The sequence below is a fragment of the Chitinophaga eiseniae genome (genome assembly GCF_900167135.1).
Lineage (GTDB): Bacteria > Bacteroidota > Bacteroidia > Chitinophagales > Chitinophagaceae > Chitinophaga > Chitinophaga eiseniae.
The window spans coordinates 30850-49601 of the sequence record NZ_FUWZ01000003.1 but is presented as its reverse complement, the minus strand read 5'-3'; the positions used below and the strand labels follow the sequence as shown (position 1 = coordinate 49601).

The window sequence follows — 18752 nt, the reverse complement described above, 5'->3', positions numbered from 1 at the left end:
CGATAAAAAATCAAGATATGCATACAGACCAGATGACGGTTGCCTCCGTGCAGCCACAACATAAAAACAACAAACTGCTCCGCGATATATTTTATGAAGAAACAGCCGCAGAATATCATCAGGCGGTGGAAAAGGCACGTGCGGCCGTGGAAGATTTTCTGTTGAATACCCGGCAGCCTTTCACCGGCGTCCGGCCGCCGGTCATGCAGGAGGCGGTATACGGCGTGGACCTGAGCCGCCCGCTCGCCGGGTACGACGAGTTGCTGGCGGAGGTAAATGAGCTGTATGTGCGTCATGCCACGGCTTTTCACCTGCCGCAGTACATCGCCCATCTGAACTGCCCTGTGGTGATACCGGCGCTGGCGGCGGAGGTGATCATCAGCGCCATCAACTCCTCACAGGATACATATGACCAGAGCGCCGGCGGCACTTTCATCGAAAGAAGGCTGATAGACTGGACGGCTCACGAAATCGGCTATACGAAAGCAGACGGCGTGTTTACCGGCGGAGGCTCCCAATCCAACCTGATGGGGCTATTGCTGGCGAGGGACCATTTTGCGATGCAACTGTTAGGGCATAATATCAAACTCGATGGCCTGCCCGCACAGGCGAGCCGGTTCCGGATATTTGTTTCTGATAAAGCACATTTCAGCAATGATAAAAACGCTTCGCTGCTGGGGCTGGGAGAGCAGGCCATCGTAAGGGTGAAGACCGACAGCCGTTTCCGTATGGATGCTGCGGCATTGAAAGAGGCGCTGGACTGGCAGCTCGGCCTTGGGAATATACCCATTGCCGTGGTGGCCACCGCCGGTACGACCGACTTTGGCAATATAGACCCGCTGCAGTCCATCGCGGCGCTTGCCGCCGAATACCAGGTATGGATGCACGTAGATGCTGCCTATGGTTGCGGACTGCTGTTGTCTGCCAAATACCGCCATCTGCTGAACGGGATAGAGCAGGCGGATTCCGTGACGATCGACTATCACAAGTCGTTCTTCCAGCCGATCAGCAGCAGTGCCTTCCTCGTGAAAGACAAAGCGACGCTGCAACTGGTGCGGCATCATGCAGACTATCTGAACCCGGCAGAACAGGATTACGAAGAGCTGCCAGCACAGATCAATAAGTCCATCACCCAGAGCACCCGCCGGTTTGATGCCCTGAAATTGTGGTGTACGCTGCGTTTGATGGGAAAACAGAAGCTGGGCATTTATACCGATATGATGATAGACACCGCCGCCGGTACCGCTGCTTTGCTGCAACAGGACCCGGAGTTTGAATTACTGAGCAGCTCCGACCTGGGAGTGCTGGTGTTCCGCTTCCGGCCGGTGGCCATTGACACCGATCTGTCGGCGCTCAACCTGCGCATCAAACAGTCGCTGTTCTTTGACGGGACTTACATTCTGGCCAGTACGAAGGTAGAAGGGAATTTTTATCTGAAGTTTACCATATTGAATCCCTTGACTACGTTGTCGCATATACGGGAAATTCTGGCTGCTGTGAAGGCGAAGGGGTATAGTTTGCTCTGACGCGTTGGTAGCCCGTCCCGGGAGATATGTCCGGGACGGGCTATTTTATTGGAATTATTTTACGATGATACCTGCCGCTTCCCGGTATTTCTGCGGCAGGAATATTTTTCCGGTCTGCGGGCTGATATTAAATTCAGTATCGGTGTCGGGTATGCCGGCGATATGTTTATAAGGGTCCCAACTGATCCTGTTGGGACTTTCAAAGATCACTTTTACCTCCGTGGCGCTGCGTTTCAATATCAGCTGGTTATTACCATTGTCTGCCTTCACCACTTCAAAAACAGGGTATACGATCTCCGGGACAGGCCTGTTTTTAGACGGAAGTCCCATGGGCGCCGGGGAATTGACCCTGTCGAAGTTCGATAAGGGTGTTTTCATGATATCAGACGCTATTTTCTCCAGCTGCTCCTGTTGGGCGTCTTTTAATTCAAACTTTTTAACAAGCTTCATACTGGAATCGTACAAGCTATGGGTATGGTCCGTACTGAATATGATGGCATAGAAATCAGAATGCTCACCGGCCTTGCGTTTTTTTATCACGATTCTTTCAGCCATATTCTCCTGCTCATCTTTATACAAAGCGAGATACTGTTTAAATATCCCGGTCATGACAGGTTTTAAGGTCAGGTCATTGGCGCCAATAACGCTATAACCATCGAACCCGATGGGCGGTAACTTCGGTGGCGGTGGCGGCGGTAGTGGCGGAGGGGGAATCAGTTTACCGTTGATTTTTACCGGCTTAGGCGCTGGTCTTGCTGGTGGCGGTGGAGGTGGGTCGGGGTAGTGTTTGGCAACGATATATTTCCCTTCCCTGAAAAAATCGGTATAATCCTTTTTCAGGATGATTATTTTACCGTCTTCTTCGCTGCGGAGATAACGTTTGTCGTTCTCCCGGATGATGGTGTAGGAGGCGCCGTTGATGGTGGCTTCACTGGGGACGATGTAGGCAAAGGACTGGATTTTTCCGGTGGAAGCATTGACGATCAGGTCTTTTATCTCATCACTGAAGTTATACAGCGCGAACTCTTTGCCTGACGGAAACACTTCTCGGAACTTATGGATAGGTTTTACCAGTTCATTGCCCAGGGTGTCGGTAGCGCCATATTTTTTATTTGCCTGGAACGGGTAGTATTTGTTCTGGGCAAACGAGGTGCTGCTGACTGCCAGCAACAGTGCAGTCGTCATAAGTTTTTGCATGCTCGTATGTTGTAACATCTTGAATGGTGGAAGTGATTGGGTTTAACAATTGCCAGCGAAAATAGGTTTTTTCTGTTTATTAATGGAGCATATGTCTTTAAATTGATTACATTCGTTGCCCCGTTTGACCAACTTCTGCCTACTGTTAGCACGATCAGCATCTCTCACGTAAAAAACATCTTATGAAAATTGGAATCATTGGTTCCGGCGCCGTAGGGCAGGCCTTAGCCAAAGGCTTTCAACAGGAAGGGCATACCGTTACGCTCGGTACCCGCGACACGTCCAAACCGGAAGCCGTACAATTCAACAAAGAAACAGGTATTCCTGTAGCGGATTTTGAAACCACCGCTAAGACAGCAGATCTGCTGGTACTGGCCACCAAAGGGCTGGTGGCCGCCGACGCGTTGCGGCTGGCAGGCATTGCTAATCTCGATAACAAGGTCATTATTGACGCTACCAACCCCCTGGCGGAAAAAGCGCCTGACCACGGGGTGTTACATTTTTTTACCACGCTGGAGTTTTCCCTGATGGAACAATTACAGCAGCTGGCGCCTGCGGCGAAGTTTGTAAAGGCCTTTAACTCAGTGGGTAACGCTGCTATGTACCAACCACAGTTCAAAGAGGGGAAGCCGACCATGTTTATCTGTGGCAATGATGAAGAAGCCAAGAAGACGGTTACAGGGCTGCTGACCGCCTTTGGCTGGGAAACAGAAGATATGGGCGCTGTTGAAGCTGCCCGGGCGATTGAGCCGCTATGTATACTGTGGTGTATCCCCGGATTTTTGCAGAACCGCTGGACCCATGCTTTTAAATTATTAAAATAAACAGGTAATATTTAAGCGAATTTATCTTGTAGGTATAATCGTGAACGAACTTTTGGATAAATTCGCATTTTTATTATTCACTATACCTGTTTATCCGTATGTCTGTACTGTTCAGGCAGGTTGCCATTTGCCTGTTTTTGTTGTTGCCCCTTTTGGTGAAAGCTGACACTTTTATTGTTACATCCAATCAGGACAGCGGTCCGGGAACGCTCCGGGCGGCGATCTTAGCTTCCAATGCCAACGGTACGGCTACGACAGACTATATTCATTTTAATCTTCCTCATACTACCTGGAACGACCGTACGATCATTTTCACTACCTCGATGCCTGCCATCGTCGGTAACCTGGTCATCGATGGTACTACCCAGCCGGGCGCACCATTGGACAAAAGCGAGGCGGGCGTGGTCCTGATGGGCAAAGCACCGCCGCTTTCCGACCCTTTATACGGTATCTTTATCGACAATGCAGATCATGTAGAGATATACGGATTGGGCATCTTTACAGATGGGACTTCTTCCCGCAATGATTTCGGTATCTATGTCACCAACTCGGGTAATATCACGATCGGAGCGCCGGGAAAAGGCAATGTCATCGCCCGCTGGTGGCATGGCATTCAGGTGGAGAACTGTCCTAATGGGCAGATAGCCGTCCAAAGTAATATTATTGGCACTTCCGGTAAAATGGACCCGCCCACGGATGCGACCGACTGTACTTCGGCCATAGAAACGCGGAACGTGGGCCATCTGTTGATTGGCGGTCCGACGGCGGCTGCCGGGAATGTTCTCTTTGGCAGGAACATCTGTAATATTTCACAGGACGATGGTAAGAGCGGCCGTACGATGCTGTCCTTTAATAAAGTATGCCTGGACAGGAACGGCGCTGTCGTCACCAACTATTTTTATAACAATGGAGGCTTCAGTTTGTATGGCAAGGACCATGAGATCACCATCAGTGATAACCAGATCAGTTGCACCGGCATTTTTATCGCCCAGGCAGCCAAACCTGTCCTGGTGGTGCGCAACCGGATCGGTACGGACATGAGCGGGCAAAATAAGCTCAGTAACAATGAAATTGCCCAGGTAGGTATCCAGGTGCTGGACTGTAAGCAGGTACTGATCGGCGGCAGCGCGGCGAACGCCAATTATATTGCCGGCCGTTATTCCGGTGTGGTCAATAACTATTCCTACAATACCACCGTCAGCCACAACTCACTTTTCTGCAATGGCGACGGCATCAACATTTACGGCTGGGACCCTAATGTTGCCGGCCGGCCGGCGCCATTCGTCAATGTTACCGGATGCAATGGAAGTACCATCACCGGGAAAGCGCCGCCTAATGGTAAGGTCGAAGTGTACGAGAGCGATAACTGTGCCTTGTATTATAGTCCCGGTAACTGCGGCCAGAAAATATATGTAGCTACGATCACTGCCGACCATAACGGTGACTGGAGCTTTCCTGCTGCTGCCACGGTAGGTTATACTTTCGGTGCTACTGACACCTACGGTTGTACTGCTGAGTTTTCCACGCCCCTGGTGCAGTATATCAGCCAGACCAACACCGCCTGCGGCAAACGTACCGGAAGCGTGATCATGAAAGTACAACGCGGATATATCATCGGATGGAGAACGCCGGACGGGACGATCGTTAGCAGGGATACTTCCCTGATCAATATGCCTGCGGGAAGGTATGTGCTGGAAATATCCAGCGGCAGCTGTAATGATGCACGCTGCATCTACTCCTGGGGAGAGTTTCAGATAGGGGAAGAATCGCCGGCCATCGTAACCGACGGTGTCATTATCACTGACGCTTCCTGTGGACAGAAAAACGGCAGCATCAAATACCTGCGGTACACTGGGATGAACCGCAAGATCACCTGGAAAAACGCCGCCGGACAGATTGTCGGGGAAGGGGAAGAACTGATAGATGCCGCGCCGGGAGCATACACCGTCACCATACACGATATCGTAAACGATTGCAGCGCTACAGCAGGCCCTTTTATAATTACTAACCTCAATGGCCCTACGCTGGACCTGTCCCGCGTCGTGGTGGCGCCAGCTACCTGTGGAGCGTCCAACGGCAGCATCACCGGCGCGGTAGTGACCGGCACCGGGAACATTACTTACACCTGGCTGGACCACACCGGGAAGCAGGTGGGCAATGAGGCGGCTTTGAAAGACATGAAAGCCGGCAAATATGTACTGCGCTTCAGCGACGCTTCTGGTTGCACATACGCGGAATCCGATACCATCGTCATTCCCCACGCAGGCATTATCACGGTGGACGATTCCAAAATAGTCATCAAACAGGCCGGATGCGATGGCCGCGGCGGACAGATCACCGGTCTTATACAAACCGGCGCCACCAAACTGGAATGGCTAAACGGAAATGACCAGGTGGTCGGCAATGATATCGATCTGATGAACGTTGTGCCGGGCGTATATCGCCTGGTATTGTCCAATAAGGATTGCCGCTGGGATTACAAACTGTACGGCGTTACCCAGGCGGTGGCGCCCAAAGCCATGCTGGAGAAGATAACGAAGACACCGCCTCACTGCGGACAGGCCAATGGCAGTTTGACGGACCCGCAGATAACCGGCGTTACCCCCGTGAGCTACCGCTGGGTGAACGAAAATAATGTGATCGTGTCTAATACGGCGGATGCACTGAACCTCTCGGCGGGAAGCTATCGCCTCATCGTTACCGATGTCAACGGTTGCGAGTCTGAAGCAGCCACACAATCGCTGCTGGCGGCCCCTCTGCCACAGCTGGATGTAACTGGTATGACGGTAAAACCGGACAACTGTAATACCCATACCGGCAGCATCACCGGTATCCGCGCCACCGGCGCCGGCCCGCTGGCATACGCCTGGCACACGGGGACTGTGGCCGTCGGGCAGCAGGTACCTCTCACCGATATACCAGCAGGCACGTATCGACTGTCCGTTACAGATAAATACGGTTGCATGGTAAAGAGCGATGCCATTGAAGTGGACAATGCCGATGTTTTAGCCGCTACGCCAAAACTGCCGGATTATACGATCACAACGGGGATGGAAGTACTACTACAGGTCAGCAACCCGGAAGAAGGCATGTATTACCTCTATAACCCTGCGGTGTCCCGGCAACCGGTGCAACAGAGCGCTACCGGCAGTTTCCTGGTGCAGGGCCTTACACATACCAGTACTTTCCTGGTGGAATTAAAAAGAGGCAGTTGCATCAGTCCGCGCGGAAAAGGAACTGTAACGGTGCTGGACGGCGCAAGAATATACCCTCCCACTGCCTTTACACCTAATGGCGACGGGCAGAACGATCTGTTCCGCATAAAGGCGTTCGGTCTTAAAGCCACGGTGCTCACGGTATATAGTCGCTGGGGGCAGGTGGTGTTCACCACACAGGACCTTCAACGTGGCTGGGACGGCAGGCATCAGGACTTACCGTTGCCCGCGGGCGACTATGTGTGGATGCTCAAAGCGGTAGATATTGCCGGTCACGAAGTACAAAGGAGCGGGAGTATTTTGCTGATCCGCTAAGCTACAGAAAGGTATCGTGATCAGCTGCCCACCACATTATTGCCTGCTACCAGTGTAAGAAAGGTGACACCCCTGGCCGGATGATGCAGGTCGTTCCATACTACCACCGGGTATTTTATGATACGCGCTGCCAGGATAACCCATAGCAACGCATAAAAGAAAATGTTCAGCCAAAGGAAAGCAGTGGCCAGCACCGGGTATTGCCACAGGTATAGGCCGATAGACACAATGCCGGTGGCCATGACAAGGGCGAAGTAGCCGGGGAAAAAATTTTCCAGTGATGTGGTGCTGACCGGCTGGCCAGGATGGGCAAGTTCGGTGGAAGGCATGAGCAGGGTTTTATCGATGATCATTGAATTTAATCAAATACCCTTAAAAAAGCAAAACCAGGCAGTCAACTGCCTGGTTGCTCACTTTTATAGAAACGGGCTGGTTATGATAACGCTGCAGGAGCCAGGGTGGCGTAATTAGCAGGATATAATTTACGGAACATCACATAAGCGGCGCTCAGCACGGAGAAAGCGATGATCGCGTCTACCGTAGCAGGAAAGCCCAGCACGCTGATCTTGGAGAAGAAAGCAAAAGTGATATCGAAAAACATCCCGGCAAATACCCATTCTTTTAACCGCAGGAATTTATGAGGAATTAAAAGCGTGATGACACCGGCTATTTTAAAGACGCCCAGTATATAAATGAAATGCGGTGGATAACCTAACTGCCGGGTGATTCCCCATACGATGGGATTTTTTGTCAGTTCAAAGAAGCCGCTGGCGCCAAACCAGAGTGACATAAAAATAGTGGCAGACCAATAGATGATAGTAGCTGTTTTAGTTTTCATTTTTTATATTTTAAGAAGATGAATAAATGATGTTATTGTGCTAAGCGGCCTGCTTCTATTATGGCTGCTGTAAAAGCTTCGGGGGCTTCGGCGGGCAGGTTGTGGCCTACGCCTCCCGTTAAAGTATGATGCACGTATTTACCTTTGAATTTGGCGGCATATGCGGCTGGGTCGGGATGTGGTGCACCGTTGGCATCTCCCTCGAGCGTTACGGCGGGCACGGTGATGACAGGGCCTTTTGCCAGTTGCTGTTCCAGCGCGTCGTATTGTTTTTCGCCAGACACAAGTCCTAACCGCCAGCGGTAGTTGTCGATCACGATGGCCACATGGTCCGGGTTGTCGAAAGAAGCGGCGCTTTCTGCAAAGGTGCTGTCGCTGAAACGCCAGTCGGGAGAGGCGGTCTGCCAGATCAGTTTATTAAACGCGCGGGTGTTGGCCTGATAGCCTGCCCTGCCACGTTCGGTGGCGAAATAAAACTGGTACCACCAGGCCAGCTCAGCTTTTGGCGTCAGCGGCGTTTTGTTGGCCTGCTGGCTGCCGATCAGGTAACCGCTCACGGATACCAGCGCTTTGGTACGTTCCGGCCACAGGGCGGCGATGATATCGGCGGTGCGGGCGCCCCAGTCAAAACCGCCGACGATGGCTTTGTTGATCTTCAATGCGTCCATCAGTGCGATGATGTCGGCGGCAAAGGCGGACTGCTGGCCGTTTCTGGCGGTTTGTGCGGAGAGGAACCGGGTGCTGCCGTAACCACGCAGGTACGGAACGATGACATGGTATCCTTTGGCAGCGAGTTGCGCGGTAACGGCCGTATAACTGTGAATGTCGTATGGCCAGCCATGGAGGAGGATGACAGCCTGCCCGTTAACCGGACCGGCTTCTGCGTAACCAACATCCAGCACGCCTGCTTTGATTTGTTTGATGGTACCTAAGGCGCTGTTACCGGTTTGTTGACCGGAAGCGGCAGTCATACCGGCTATGCTGAGCAGCGCTGCTGCGATGAGGTGTGTAATTTTTTTCATGATTATGGTATTTGTACGGGTTGATAACTCATGATGTAGCTGATTCTTTCTGCCGCTGTGGCCGGGTGTTGCAGGGCGCCGAAGTCCAGCTGCCAACTGCCTGCCTGTAGGGTTTCCACACTCAGCAGCTCTCCGTTGATCTTGCCGCCGAAATACTGCGGATTATCATGATAGCGCCAGGTGACCAGCTTCAGTACGGCGCCTGCTGCCGGTTGATGATCGCCTTTTGCGAGGGCCTGCAGCGCGCTGTCGTTGCCATACACGGCGGACATGGTCTTCAGTTTCGGATTCAGCGAGGATGCGATGAAGTGCAGGTCACCGGCGTCAAATACGATGCGTGTGTGGTTGTTGGCAGGCGTTTCATTTTTACAGGCGGTGAAAGCGGCGGCCATCAGTAACAGCAGGAAAAAGCGGTTCATTGGGCGATAATTTTTTCGGTTAAACTTTTAGGATTTACTTTCATCGGCACGTCGAAGAGGAAGCCGGTGGCAGCGGCCAGTTGCCGGTGGCAGCTGATGCAGGATTTCCGGGCAAACAAGGCGTCCTTTCCGGTAGGCGCCAGCTTTTGCCCGCTGAACTTGGCAAATCCCCAGCCTTCGGTGGTGGTATATTTTGCCGCGTTTTTCTCCATGAACTGTGCGTTCACAAATTCACCGGGCCTGATTTCACCGTCGGGCATGGTCACCTGTTTCCATACTGCTTTTACTACGATAGCGCCGTCGGGCCAGGGGAAGAAGTTCTCTTCACGCACGGCTTTCACCGCAATGTCGTTGCCGTAGATCACCCGGATGGAGTTGTCGAAGAGCGTGCTCATACTGATCACCGTCCATTGTTTGAAGGCGTCGGTATATTTCACGCCGTTGGGAGACACCGGCCATGTTTTGGGAACAGCGGCGGCAGCGGTGGTAGTGGTGACAGCGGCAGCTTTGGCCGGGACCTGCTGCCCGGAAAGCGACAGCGTATATTTTTTCACTGTTTCAATATCCTTCTCCGTGATTTTTGCGCCCGGATGCAGCAGCAGGTATTCGCGGAGCGGCATTTTACCGGCCTGCATCATGTTCAGGATCGCGTACATCTTACCGGTACGTTCACCGGAAGAGAGCTTGTCCCATTCGGAAAAATTCATCACCTCCCGGGCACGGTCCACATCTTTCTTTACGGCCCAGGAGGCGGGGGCCAGCTGATCGAACCAACTTAACTGCTGCTCGTTGGAGTGGCAGTTGTAGCAGGAGCGCTGCAGGATGGCCAGCACTTCTGCGGGCGCCTCGTCCATATGGCCGGTAACAGGTTTGGAGGCGATAGGCTCGCTGAACAGCTGCAGGCCTGCCAGCACTGCAACCACAGCAGCGGGGATGAGGTAGATGCGTTTGAAGCGTTTCGTATTTTTTGTCGTTTCCATGTGGCTTGTTTTTTCCGTGTTTGATAGATCAAAAGTAGGCCGGGTGCGGCGGGAGGGGAATCAGAAACTGGCGGGTTGGACATATTGAAGGCTGAACTAGACATTTCCCGCCTCCAATAGTGGAGCTACCAGGTTAATTTGGCCGCCTGCGTGATTTCCCCGGTGTTTTTCTGCTGCACAAAAGCAATCACTTCCCAGTCGCCGGCCTGGAAACCGGCCGGCAGTTTCAGGGTCACGGTCCCTTGTGCTTTCAGCTCCTGCTGCTGCAGTTGGCGTACAACCTGCACGTGGGAGAGCTGTTTGCCGGCATTTTCCCCGGCATTCACCTCGGAGCGGGCATTTTTCTGTACCAGCGCCGTCAGGATACGGGCCTTTTTATGGGGTACAGCGCCGGTGTAGGTGATGGTCAGCGTGCCGTTGCCCTGTTCGGCCTTTAAGGTCAGTGGCGGAGCAGTGGTACCCCGTAGTGCGGCGCTGATGGCCCCTAATACGGCGCCTTCGTCAGATCCGACCATTTCGGTTTTACCGTTAACGACCAGCTGCGGCGTGTAAATATTGCCAAGCCGTAACCATGCGGCGTATTGTTTTTGCCTTTCGGTGAAACCGGCCTGACTGAAACGGTCTTTCCAGCCCTGGTGGTCCCAGTAGTCCACGTGGAAGGCCATGATATAAAGTTGCTGGTTGTTGTTGCCCTTTTGCAGCCTGGCGATCAGCTCATCCGCCGGCGGGCAGCTCCAGCATCCTTCGGAGGTGAAGAGTTCCACTACGGCAAACCCTTTGTCATGGCTGTCATGCTGAATGCTGGCGATCATGTTTTTGTGATGGGTGTTTTTAAATGCCATAATGGCGAGGAAAATCAGCGGGAGGCCTATGTATAGGACGATTTCTTTAACGTATTTCATGATGGACCGTTTTAGAGGATGGAGCTGCCCGGGGGCGTTGATGATAGCCCGGGGCTTTTGCCCCGGGAATAGGTGGTTTATCTGGAAGCCGCGATGATCACGTTGGCCACTTCTTTCGGGTGGGAGACGAAGACGGCGTGACTGGCGCCTTTGATCTCGGCGACTTTCGTGCCGGAGCGCCGGAACATGTTCCTGAGAATAACAGGGTTGATGCTTTTGTCAGCCGTAGGCACGATGCCGAAGGTGGGTTTGTGATGCCATGCTGCGGCGGTTACCGGGGTGGCGAAAGAAGCCGCTGCGATGGGTTTCTGGGCGTCTGCCATAAAGAGCGCCTGTGCCGGCGGAAGGTCGGCGGCGAAGCCTGCATGGAATTTCCCGCGGTCGTAGTATACCAGTCCGTCTTTATCGGGCGGCAGGATACCGTTTTCCGGCAGGGCCGGCGCCGTGGCGATCCATTTCGTAGTAGGTTCACCGTTATCCGGCTGGAAAGCCGTCACATATACGAGGGAAGCTACTTTAGGATGGGCGCTCACTTCGGTGATCACGGTGCCGCCCCAGGAGTGGCCTACCAGCACCGCAGGTCCGTTCTGCCGGTCCAGCGCCTTTTTCACTACGGCCGCGTCGTCCTGCAGGGAGCTGAGCGGAATCTGGGCGATCGTGACGTGGTACCCTTTTTTGATGAGGATGTCGTATACTCCTTTCCAGCCGGAGCCATCCACGAACGCGCCATGTACGAGCACAACGTTCTGAATGCGGGTGGCGGTGTGCTGGGCGGCGGCGATAGTAGCGCTGAAAAGTAACGCTGCCATGGCGGATAACAGGAGGCGGAGTTTTTTGCTGATGGTTTTCATGCTCAGATAATATTAGTGGTGACGTTGATGTTTCCTTTGATGGCTTTGGAATAAGGGCAGGTCTGATGGGCGAGGTCGACCAGCTGTTGTGCCAGTTCTGGTGCTATGCCCGGCAGGTGCACGGAGAGACGGGCCTGTAAAAAGTAGGCGCCGTCGGTGGTGCCCAGGTCTACTTCCGCGTCTACCAGTGTGTCTTTCGGCAGGGTGGCGCCCAGCTTTTTGGCGGCCAGTCCCAGCGCTCCGATATAGCAGGCAGACCATCCTGCGGCAAAGAGTTGTTCCGGGTTGGTACCGGGGCCGCTGGTGCCGGGAGGGGAGAGTAAAATGTCCAGTCTGCCGTCATTGCTGCTGGAATTGCCTTCCCTGCCGCCGGTGGTACGGGTATAGGCAGTGTACAATACTTTTTCGATCGCTGTTGTGTGGCTGTTGTTCATCGTTTTAAATTTTAATAAAGGGTGATGTGTATGTTTTTTTATTATTTTATGAAGATGCTGAAAGCGATGGTTTCAGGAGGCAGGCATTGGCGGGGACCACATACCGTGAATTCGATATTGCCTTTTACCGTGGCGGTTTTGCCGGTCAGCCTCACCTTCTGTTGAAACACCACTTCGTTTTCGAAATAGCTGATATCGGCGCCGAACAGTTTTTCAAACCGGGTGATGGGTTCTGGCTGACTGACATTGCCTTCCATACGGTAGTCCGGATCGGGGAGGAAGGTGAAGGCCATTCTCACCGGGCTGTTGGCAGGGTTGTTCAGCGCGAACAGATGCCATCCGTCGGCCAGGGTAGCTGTGATGCGCAATATTGCCTCGCCGTTGCCGGTCTTTTGGGCGCTATAACGCCATTGAATGGGTTGGGGCGCCGGGGTAGCAGTATGACCGAAGGCGGTAAATAAGCCGGTCAGCAACAGCATCAGTGTGAAGGATATCTTTTTCATCTTGTTTATGATGGTAGTAATGAATATTTTGTTGCCTTGTCAATCCTGCGGTAGGCAACGATTACGACACAAAGAGAGCACAATGCGGAGGAAGGGCATAGTACAAACCTGTTGAATCCGGCATCCTGGCGGGTGAAATGGACAATAGCGGCCGTGAGGGTTTTCCTCCCGAAAAGTGTTGGTGGGAGCGGGGGATGGCCGGTTGTCCGATTCAGGGGAAGGATTGTCCGATTGGGGAGCGGATATGTCCATTTCAACCATGGAAACGGTAGCTTTCCCGCTGGGAAGCCTACATTTGCAACAGATCAACGACTAAAAAGTGAATACACGTCAACAGCCGGCATTTAAAATATCCAACCGGATCATATGGTTAAGCTCTATCTCGCTGGGGATACTGACGGCCATCCCGAAAATCGCCGATCATCACTTCGTATTGTATGAAGCGCTGGTAGATGCAGGGGTGACTTCAGGGTTCTCCCTGCTGATATGGTATTACAACGTATATACGTTCCCGTCGTATACGGCCAAAAACGCCGGCGGCTTCGGGACAAAGCGGCTGCTGCGGAATCTGCTGGCGGGCCTGGTGATCATGTTTGTATTATCGTGCATACAGCAGTACTTGTTGTCCCATCTCAATTTCGGGCCGGTAATGCTGATGTTCGAGGTAAGGGGCATTTTGATCAACCTCACCTTTTATATGTTTATCCATCTGCTGCATCAGAGTTACCTGAACCAGCAGGTGTCGCTGGAGCTGGAGCGGAGCACGTCTGCCAACCTGTGGGCGCAGTATGAGCTGCTGAAGCAGCAGGTAAACCCTCACTTTTTGTTTAACAGCCTGAACACGCTGAAGTATATGGTGGAAAGCGAGGATAAGCAGGCCATCAATTTCATCCTGAAGCTATCGGACTTTTACCGTTTTACGCTGGAGAGCCGGAAGCTCAACCTGATCCGGTTGTCGGAGGAGATGGAGATCCTGGATTCCTATATGTACCTGCTGAAAGCCCGTTTTGAAAGCGGCATTGCGTTGAAGAAGGAAATTGCGGAAGAGGTGTATGCCTCGATGATCCCGCCTTTTACGCTGCAGTTGCTGATAGAGAACTGTATCAAACATAATATTGTTTCGGAGGAGAAGCCGTTGCATATCTATCTTTATTCCACCGCTACCCACCTGGTGGTGGAGAACAATATACAGCTCAAGCGGGTGCCGGAATCCTCTACCGGTATCGGGCTGGAGAATATTAACCAGCGGTACCGGCATTTGCTGGATGGTGAGATGATCATCGATGTAACCGCCGAAAAGTTTACTGTTAAATTACCGATTATATATGAACGTCATCATCATTGAAGATGAAGTAAAGGCTGCCAGATCATTGGAAAACCTGATTATGAAGCTGCGTCCGTCGGCCCGGGTACCGGCTAAATTACAGAGTGTGGAAGCGGCTATCGACTGGTTGTCTTCCCATGAGATGCCCGACCTTATTTTTATGGACATCCAGCTGTCCGACGGTCTCTCTTTTGATATATTCAAGACCGTTACCGTTACCTGCCCGGTGGTGTTCTGTACCGCTTACGGGGAATATGCCCTGGATGCCATTAAAGCCAACGGGGTTGACTATCTGCTGAAACCCTTTTCCGAGGAAGATTTAAAGGCTGCTTTTGAAAAAGTGGAGAATTTCAGGAACTTTTTCCAGCAGCATTCGGGCAGCAACCTGGAGGACCTGATCCGGAAGATCAGCGTGGATGAGGGCAAGAAGAGTTTTCTGGTGTTTAAGAACAATAAGTACGTGACGGTGCAGACAGACCAGATCGCGTATATCTATATTAAGTACACGTCTCCTTCTATTGTTACTTTTAAGGGAGAGGAGTATACTATTACCCAGTCCCTCGACCAGGTGCAAAACCAGCTGTCGGCACGGCAGTTCTACCGGTTGAACCGCCAGTATCTCATTAATTTTTCCGCGGTGCGGGAGGTGGAGCATTATTTCGCACGAAAGCTGCTGGTCAACCTGCATGTGGCTACGCCGGAGAAACTGCTGATCGGAAAGGAGAAGACTGCAGCATTTTTGCAATGGCTGGAAGAAAGGTGAGGTTTGGGAAAAATCATTGGGAAATCGGGCGAACCAAAAGATGTTTTTTTACGTAGTTAATAGGGAAGGGGGAGCACTGGCTCCCTCTTCCCGGTTTTTAATATCCCTATTGGGGCGAATGTCTGCTGCGGTGGTTGTTTACCGCCTGGTCGCAGGGAGTTTCGCCGTGAATGCTTTAGCGGTTGCAGAATAAAGGTAATTCGTCTTTGCCCTTTTAGAGGGTGTAATTCACCGGTGCCAAGGTGGGTTCGCCAATGTTGTGATGTTGATGCTCGTAGCCAGTGGCTGATGGGAAAGCCCGTTGATCAGCGTATATTTACAAAAAAGGCGTCGGTAAAATAACCGCCAACTATTGACGTTAACAGGTAAAGGAAGATGGAGAGCGCATACTGATAGCTGACCGGGAGCGAAAACTTTATTTTATTGCCGGCGCAGGCCGGGCTGTCACACAAGGTATATTAGACCTTTGTCGATTTTGATGAATGTTTTGATAAAGCATATTTCACGGATTAGCCCAGGGTATTTTTTACTTTGGGCTTTTTTGACTGCATAGGTATGCCAGCACTTATTCGATTTAAGTAATATTTAATTTTTAGCTATCTTAATAAAGCAACGAGAACTTTTCCATAAAATAGCCAGACCATCAGCTTGTACCCTTGGGCGATTGGTTAGATCTACACTTTAGAATGCTACCACCTGATTTCACCTCTTTTTTATTTCTTCTTCACTTTTTAAATCAAATTGTTATGTTAAATCGAAAGTATGCAATGGTCACCATCCCGGGTGACATCAAGATCAGTCATTTTAGTGAAACCGTGCAAACCAACACTGTCAACTGGGCGCAGGAGTTTAACCTGTCACCTTTTTACAAACCGTTGAAATGGTATGACCGTGCCCTTTTTGGAGTGCAAGCCGCCCGTGAGTATCCCTTTGCCAGTCTGGAACATATTACGTTGGCCGGAGAGCTGCTGACATGGCTGTTTACAGTGGACGATAGTTGTGACAGAGGTTCGGAAGATAAAGCATTAGCAACGGAAATGACGGACCAGTTAGATGTATTTATCAGTATTTTGGAGAGGAAGCCTTATGGAGGTAATGGGCGTCTGGAACTGGCTTTGGCGAACATCGCCAAAAAGTTGCAGATCATCTGCCATGACCGGCCATTCCTGTACCGGCAATTTTGCATCCATATGAAAGACTACCTGACCGAATGTAAGCTGGAGATAAAGATGCAGTTGCACCGTCATCAGATGAGTATTGAAGACTACTATAGGGAACGTCCCTTTACAGGCTTCTGTATTATGTATCCGCTGGTAGCTATGTTTGCGGGGCTACGGATTCCAGAGAGAGTATACATGCATCCGGTTGTTAAAAAAATAGAACTGGAGATCAGTTTGTTGGGCTGCTTGTCGAATGACCTGCATTCTATCCGCCGCGAAGCTGAGTTGGAAGAGGGTGGATTTAACCTGATTCTGATTGCCAAACGAGAGCTTAACCTGACGTTGGATGATGCCATCGATTTTGTTGCCGATGAGCATACAAGGCATTTAGAGGAGTTTGAAATCGCCCGTACTTTCCTGCCTGATTTCGGGGATCACATCAACAGCCAGCTGGCAAAATATATTGCCGGCGTATATCAGATTGTAAGAGGTTATGATGATTGGGCGGTACTGGACACTGAGCGTTATCGCTAGGCTACAGTAATGCACGATAAGGCAGGAACTTGGCGAGCGCCAGGCATAATTCACCAAAATCGATCGGCTTTTTTAAGAATCCATTCGCACCAATTGCTATAGCATCGGTTTCTGTAAATGACTCGCTGGCACTAACAATTAATACGGGGATGCTTTTTAAGGCGGCATGTTCTCTCATGTGCTTTAAAAGCATCTCCCCTGATACCCCTGGCATGTTCAGGTCGGAAATCACCAGGTTAGGGCTTTCCGCAACGATACGGGCAACAGCATTGCCCACATTATCTTCTTTACATAATTTAGCGTCCACGCCCCATTTTTTCAGGAAGCGCATCACCCATCCGGCGCCCATCTGATCATCTTCAAACAGTAATACCTTTGACTTCCAGAAGATGTTTCTCCCATCCGCTACTTTGTTAAGCTGTATTACGGGTTTCTCGCCGGCTACAAAGGGTAGTTTGACATGCATTGTGGTCAGCTCGGGATCTGGCTGGGGCACGATGGCGATTTCTCCATCCAGCAATTCCACGAGGTGTTTGGTGATGGCCAGCCCAAGCCCACTACTGGAGTCATTTTCACTTTTGGCAACGAAACGTTCAAAGGCTGCTTTGGCGATCATGGGGTCTATTTTTCCGGTATTGGTGATCTCCAACGTCCAGAAGGCATCGGCTTTTTTGAGCACCACGCGTACCATTGTGTTATTGGTGCTGTATTTAATACTGTTGGACAGCAGGTTGTTAAAGATCTTGGTTAAGATCATTTTGTCGCTATGGATGGCTTGTTTGAGGGCATCGTCTATTTCCAGCGCTATTTTAATGCCTTTGGGACTGGCCAAATAAGAGTGGGCAGCGATGGTGGAATTGACGAGTCCAAACAGGGAAAAGTCTTCTTTGTTGATCTCTATAAATTTTCCGCTTTCTATTTTTGCGATTTCCAGCACATGATTGATGATGTTGCGGGTAAGTGCTGTGGAGCTGTACAGTTGGTCAGCCATTTCACCGCCACTGGGTAATTTATATTCTTCATCGGAATCTTCTTCTTCGAGATGGGAGAGCTTGTCTTTCTTTAAGAGGAATACCTGTGCGATGCTGTATACCACATTTAATGGCGTTCTTACTTCGTGAAATACCTCAGACAGATAAGCGGTCTTTCGCTCAGATGCTGCCTGAAGCCTGCGGGATTCAATCAACAAGCCATTTATCTGGGAGGCATAGGAGGTTAATATGGCGAAGATAATAATCAGGAGAGCGGCACTTGTAGACCAGCGCATAGCTGTTGTTACACTTTTGCTGAGGTCGAGAGGGGTAATATACCGGAAATAAGCGTTCGAGATAATATAAATCACGATCGCCACACATCCTATTATACTGTAGAAGAGTGCTTTGTTTTTTTTATGCAGCACAAAAGACGAGATCAGATAGAAGGTAATTACTGTCATAAATGCCAGCAGCATTTCAAGCGACATACCGTCACCCAATACGGTAGACCAGTATCCGATAAAGATCACATTGGTGACCAGCATGAGCAGATTCGCGTAAAAGTATTGCCTCTTGTGATTAAGGAATACTACTGTTAAAAAACAGAATGTTTCCAGTGGAACCCCGGTTAAAAAGAGCAGGCTTTTAGTGAGAAAATAGAAATAACCTCCTATACCTACAACTAACGCAGAAAATATAATGGCAATGATATTTAGCATAAACGCAGAGCGCCGCCCTACCTCCTGTTCGTCGCCATAATCGCCTGCCACCGGTTGTAGCAGCATTTGCCTGGTTACATCGGACATCGTAATATGGTCAGGTTTCATAAATCGGATATATTGAGGGTAATATACGTATTCTTGTTCCTATCTGCACGTTGTAAGCGGGTATTCATCAAAGGATTATGTATCTGTTTTGGGTGGCGGAATCAGGGTACAGTTGTTTCGTGGGTAAGATAAATAAAATTATCG

Annotated in this window: 16 protein-coding genes and 1 pseudogene; 6 read left to right on the top strand and 11 right to left on the bottom strand. The window is 50.9% G+C overall.

The features are described 5' to 3' along the window. The first annotated feature begins 17 nt into the window (after nucleotides 1-17). Nucleotides 18-1526, top strand: coding sequence for a pyridoxal phosphate-dependent decarboxylase family protein (locus tag B5D63_RS18955; protein WP_078670422.1), 1509 nt, complete (start codon nucleotides 18-20; stop codon nucleotides 1524-1526). A 54-nt stretch (nucleotides 1527-1580) separates the two neighbouring features. On the opposite strand, the gene B5D63_RS35300 is transcribed toward B5D63_RS18955, so the two are convergent. After that, nucleotides 1581-2723, bottom strand: coding sequence for a hypothetical protein (locus B5D63_RS35300; protein ID WP_200817042.1), 1143 nt, complete (start codon nucleotides 2721-2723; stop codon nucleotides 1581-1583). Between the two features lie 176 nt (nucleotides 2724-2899). Here B5D63_RS35300 and B5D63_RS18935 point away from each other — a divergent pair. Beyond that, nucleotides 2900-3547 (top strand): annotated as a pseudogene (locus tag B5D63_RS18935) (NADPH-dependent F420 reductase); the annotation flags it as partial. A gap of 98 nt (nucleotides 3548-3645) precedes the next feature. Then, nucleotides 3646-7077, top strand: coding sequence for a T9SS type B sorting domain-containing protein (locus B5D63_RS18930; RefSeq protein WP_078670418.1), 3432 nt, complete (start codon nucleotides 3646-3648; stop codon nucleotides 7075-7077). A gap of 20 nt (nucleotides 7078-7097) precedes the next feature. Here B5D63_RS18930 and B5D63_RS18925 read toward each other — a convergent pair whose 3' ends face one another. The 9 genes from B5D63_RS18925 to B5D63_RS18885 form a co-directional block, all read right to left on the bottom strand. Then, complete coding sequence (locus B5D63_RS18925; protein WP_078670417.1) at nucleotides 7098-7430, bottom strand: SLAC1 family transporter; 333 nt, start codon at nucleotides 7428-7430, stop codon at nucleotides 7098-7100. Nucleotides 7431-7510: 80 nt separating this feature from the next. After that, nucleotides 7511-7915: a DoxX family protein gene (locus B5D63_RS18920; protein ID WP_078670416.1), complete on the bottom strand. Its 405-nt coding sequence runs from the start codon at nucleotides 7913-7915 to the stop codon at nucleotides 7511-7513. Between the two features lie 32 nt (nucleotides 7916-7947). Next, nucleotides 7948-8937, bottom strand: a complete 990-nt coding sequence (locus tag B5D63_RS18915; RefSeq protein ID WP_078670415.1) for an alpha/beta fold hydrolase — start codon at nucleotides 8935-8937, stop codon at nucleotides 7948-7950. 2 nt (nucleotides 8938-8939) lie between these two features. Continuing rightward, nucleotides 8940-9356 (bottom strand): hypothetical protein, encoded by a 417-nt coding sequence (locus B5D63_RS18910; protein WP_078670414.1) that lies wholly within the window; start codon nucleotides 9354-9356, stop codon nucleotides 8940-8942. Continuing rightward, nucleotides 9353-10336, bottom strand: coding sequence for a heme-binding domain-containing protein (locus B5D63_RS18905; RefSeq protein WP_078670413.1), 984 nt, complete (start codon nucleotides 10334-10336; stop codon nucleotides 9353-9355). The genes B5D63_RS18910 and B5D63_RS18905 overlap by 4 nt, the downstream gene beginning before the upstream one ends. 125 nt (nucleotides 10337-10461) lie before the next feature. Then, nucleotides 10462-11238 carry a DUF1223 domain-containing protein gene (locus B5D63_RS18900; protein WP_078670412.1) on the bottom strand — a complete coding sequence of 259 codons (777 nt, stop codon included), beginning with the start codon at nucleotides 11236-11238 and terminating at the stop codon, nucleotides 10462-10464. A 77-nt stretch (nucleotides 11239-11315) separates the two neighbouring features. Beyond that, on the bottom strand, nucleotides 11316-12089 hold the full coding sequence (locus tag B5D63_RS18895) for an alpha/beta fold hydrolase (RefSeq protein WP_078670411.1): 774 nt from the start codon (nucleotides 12087-12089) through the stop codon (nucleotides 11316-11318). 2 nt (nucleotides 12090-12091) lie between these two features. After that, nucleotides 12092-12523 carry an organic hydroperoxide resistance protein gene (locus B5D63_RS18890; RefSeq protein WP_078670410.1) on the bottom strand — a complete coding sequence of 144 codons (432 nt, stop codon included), beginning with the start codon at nucleotides 12521-12523 and terminating at the stop codon, nucleotides 12092-12094. 41 nt (nucleotides 12524-12564) lie between these two features. Beyond that, complete coding sequence (locus B5D63_RS18885; protein WP_078670409.1) at nucleotides 12565-13026, bottom strand: protein-disulfide reductase DsbD domain-containing protein; 462 nt, start codon at nucleotides 13024-13026, stop codon at nucleotides 12565-12567. A gap of 319 nt (nucleotides 13027-13345) precedes the next feature. Between B5D63_RS18885 and B5D63_RS18880 the strand changes: the two genes are divergently transcribed. The 3 genes from B5D63_RS18880 (at nucleotide 13346) to B5D63_RS18870 (ending at nucleotide 16807) form a co-directional block, all read left to right on the top strand. Then, on the top strand, nucleotides 13346-14371 hold the full coding sequence (locus B5D63_RS18880) for a sensor histidine kinase (protein ID WP_078670408.1): 1026 nt from the start codon (nucleotides 13346-13348) through the stop codon (nucleotides 14369-14371). Further along, on the top strand, nucleotides 14352-15113 hold the full coding sequence (locus tag B5D63_RS18875) for a LytR/AlgR family response regulator transcription factor (protein ID WP_078670407.1): 762 nt from the start codon (nucleotides 14352-14354) through the stop codon (nucleotides 15111-15113). The genes B5D63_RS18880 and B5D63_RS18875 overlap by 20 nt, the downstream gene beginning before the upstream one ends. Nucleotides 15114-15859: 746 nt before the next feature. Further along, nucleotides 15860-16807 (top strand): terpene synthase family protein, encoded by a 948-nt coding sequence (locus B5D63_RS18870; RefSeq protein WP_143312990.1) that lies wholly within the window; start codon nucleotides 15860-15862, stop codon nucleotides 16805-16807. Between the two features lies 1 nt (nucleotide 16808). On the opposite strand, the gene B5D63_RS18865 is transcribed toward B5D63_RS18870, so the two are convergent. Next, entirely contained in the window at nucleotides 16809-18608 is a 1800-nt protein-coding gene (locus B5D63_RS18865; protein WP_078670405.1) for an ATP-binding response regulator, read from the bottom strand. Nucleotides 18609-18752: the final 144 nt, after the last annotated feature.

What these genes read in the sequence shown, in the direction of transcription:
- B5D63_RS18920 (WP_078670416.1), bottom strand. Translation starts at nt 7,915, where the DNA reads ATGAAAACTAAAACAGCTACTATCATCTATTGGTCTGCCACTATTTTT.
- B5D63_RS18870 (WP_143312990.1), top strand. Translation starts at nt 15,860, where the DNA reads ATGTTAAATCGAAAGTATGCAATGGTCACCATCCCGGGTGACATCAAG.
- B5D63_RS18910 (WP_078670414.1), bottom strand. Translation starts at nt 9,356, where the DNA reads ATGAACCGCTTTTTCCTGCTGTTACTGATGGCCGCCGCTTTCACCGCC.
- B5D63_RS18930 (WP_078670418.1), top strand. Translation starts at nt 3,646, where the DNA reads ATGTCTGTACTGTTCAGGCAGGTTGCCATTTGCCTGTTTTTGTTGTTG.
- B5D63_RS18865 (WP_078670405.1), bottom strand. Translation starts at nt 18,608, where the DNA reads ATGAAACCTGACCATATTACGATGTCCGATGTAACCAGGCAAATGCTG.
- B5D63_RS18955 (WP_078670422.1), top strand. Translation starts at nt 18, where the DNA reads ATGCATACAGACCAGATGACGGTTGCCTCCGTGCAGCCACAACATAAA.
- B5D63_RS35300 (WP_200817042.1), bottom strand. Translation starts at nt 2,723, where the DNA reads ATGCAAAAACTTATGACGACTGCACTGTTGCTGGCAGTCAGCAGCACC.
- B5D63_RS18885 (WP_078670409.1), bottom strand. Translation starts at nt 13,026, where the DNA reads ATGAAAAAGATATCCTTCACACTGATGCTGTTGCTGACCGGCTTATTT.
- B5D63_RS18900 (WP_078670412.1), bottom strand. Translation starts at nt 11,238, where the DNA reads ATGAAATACGTTAAAGAAATCGTCCTATACATAGGCCTCCCGCTGATT.
- B5D63_RS18895 (WP_078670411.1), bottom strand. Translation starts at nt 12,089, where the DNA reads ATGAAAACCATCAGCAAAAAACTCCGCCTCCTGTTATCCGCCATGGCA.
- B5D63_RS18890 (WP_078670410.1), bottom strand. Translation starts at nt 12,523, where the DNA reads ATGAACAACAGCCACACAACAGCGATCGAAAAAGTATTGTACACTGCC.
- B5D63_RS18875 (WP_078670407.1), top strand. Translation starts at nt 14,352, where the DNA reads ATGAACGTCATCATCATTGAAGATGAAGTAAAGGCTGCCAGATCATTG.
- B5D63_RS18915 (WP_078670415.1), bottom strand. Translation starts at nt 8,937, where the DNA reads ATGAAAAAAATTACACACCTCATCGCAGCAGCGCTGCTCAGCATAGCC.
- B5D63_RS18905 (WP_078670413.1), bottom strand. Translation starts at nt 10,336, where the DNA reads ATGGAAACGACAAAAAATACGAAACGCTTCAAACGCATCTACCTCATC.
- B5D63_RS18925 (WP_078670417.1), bottom strand. Translation starts at nt 7,430, where the DNA reads ATGATCATCGATAAAACCCTGCTCATGCCTTCCACCGAACTTGCCCAT.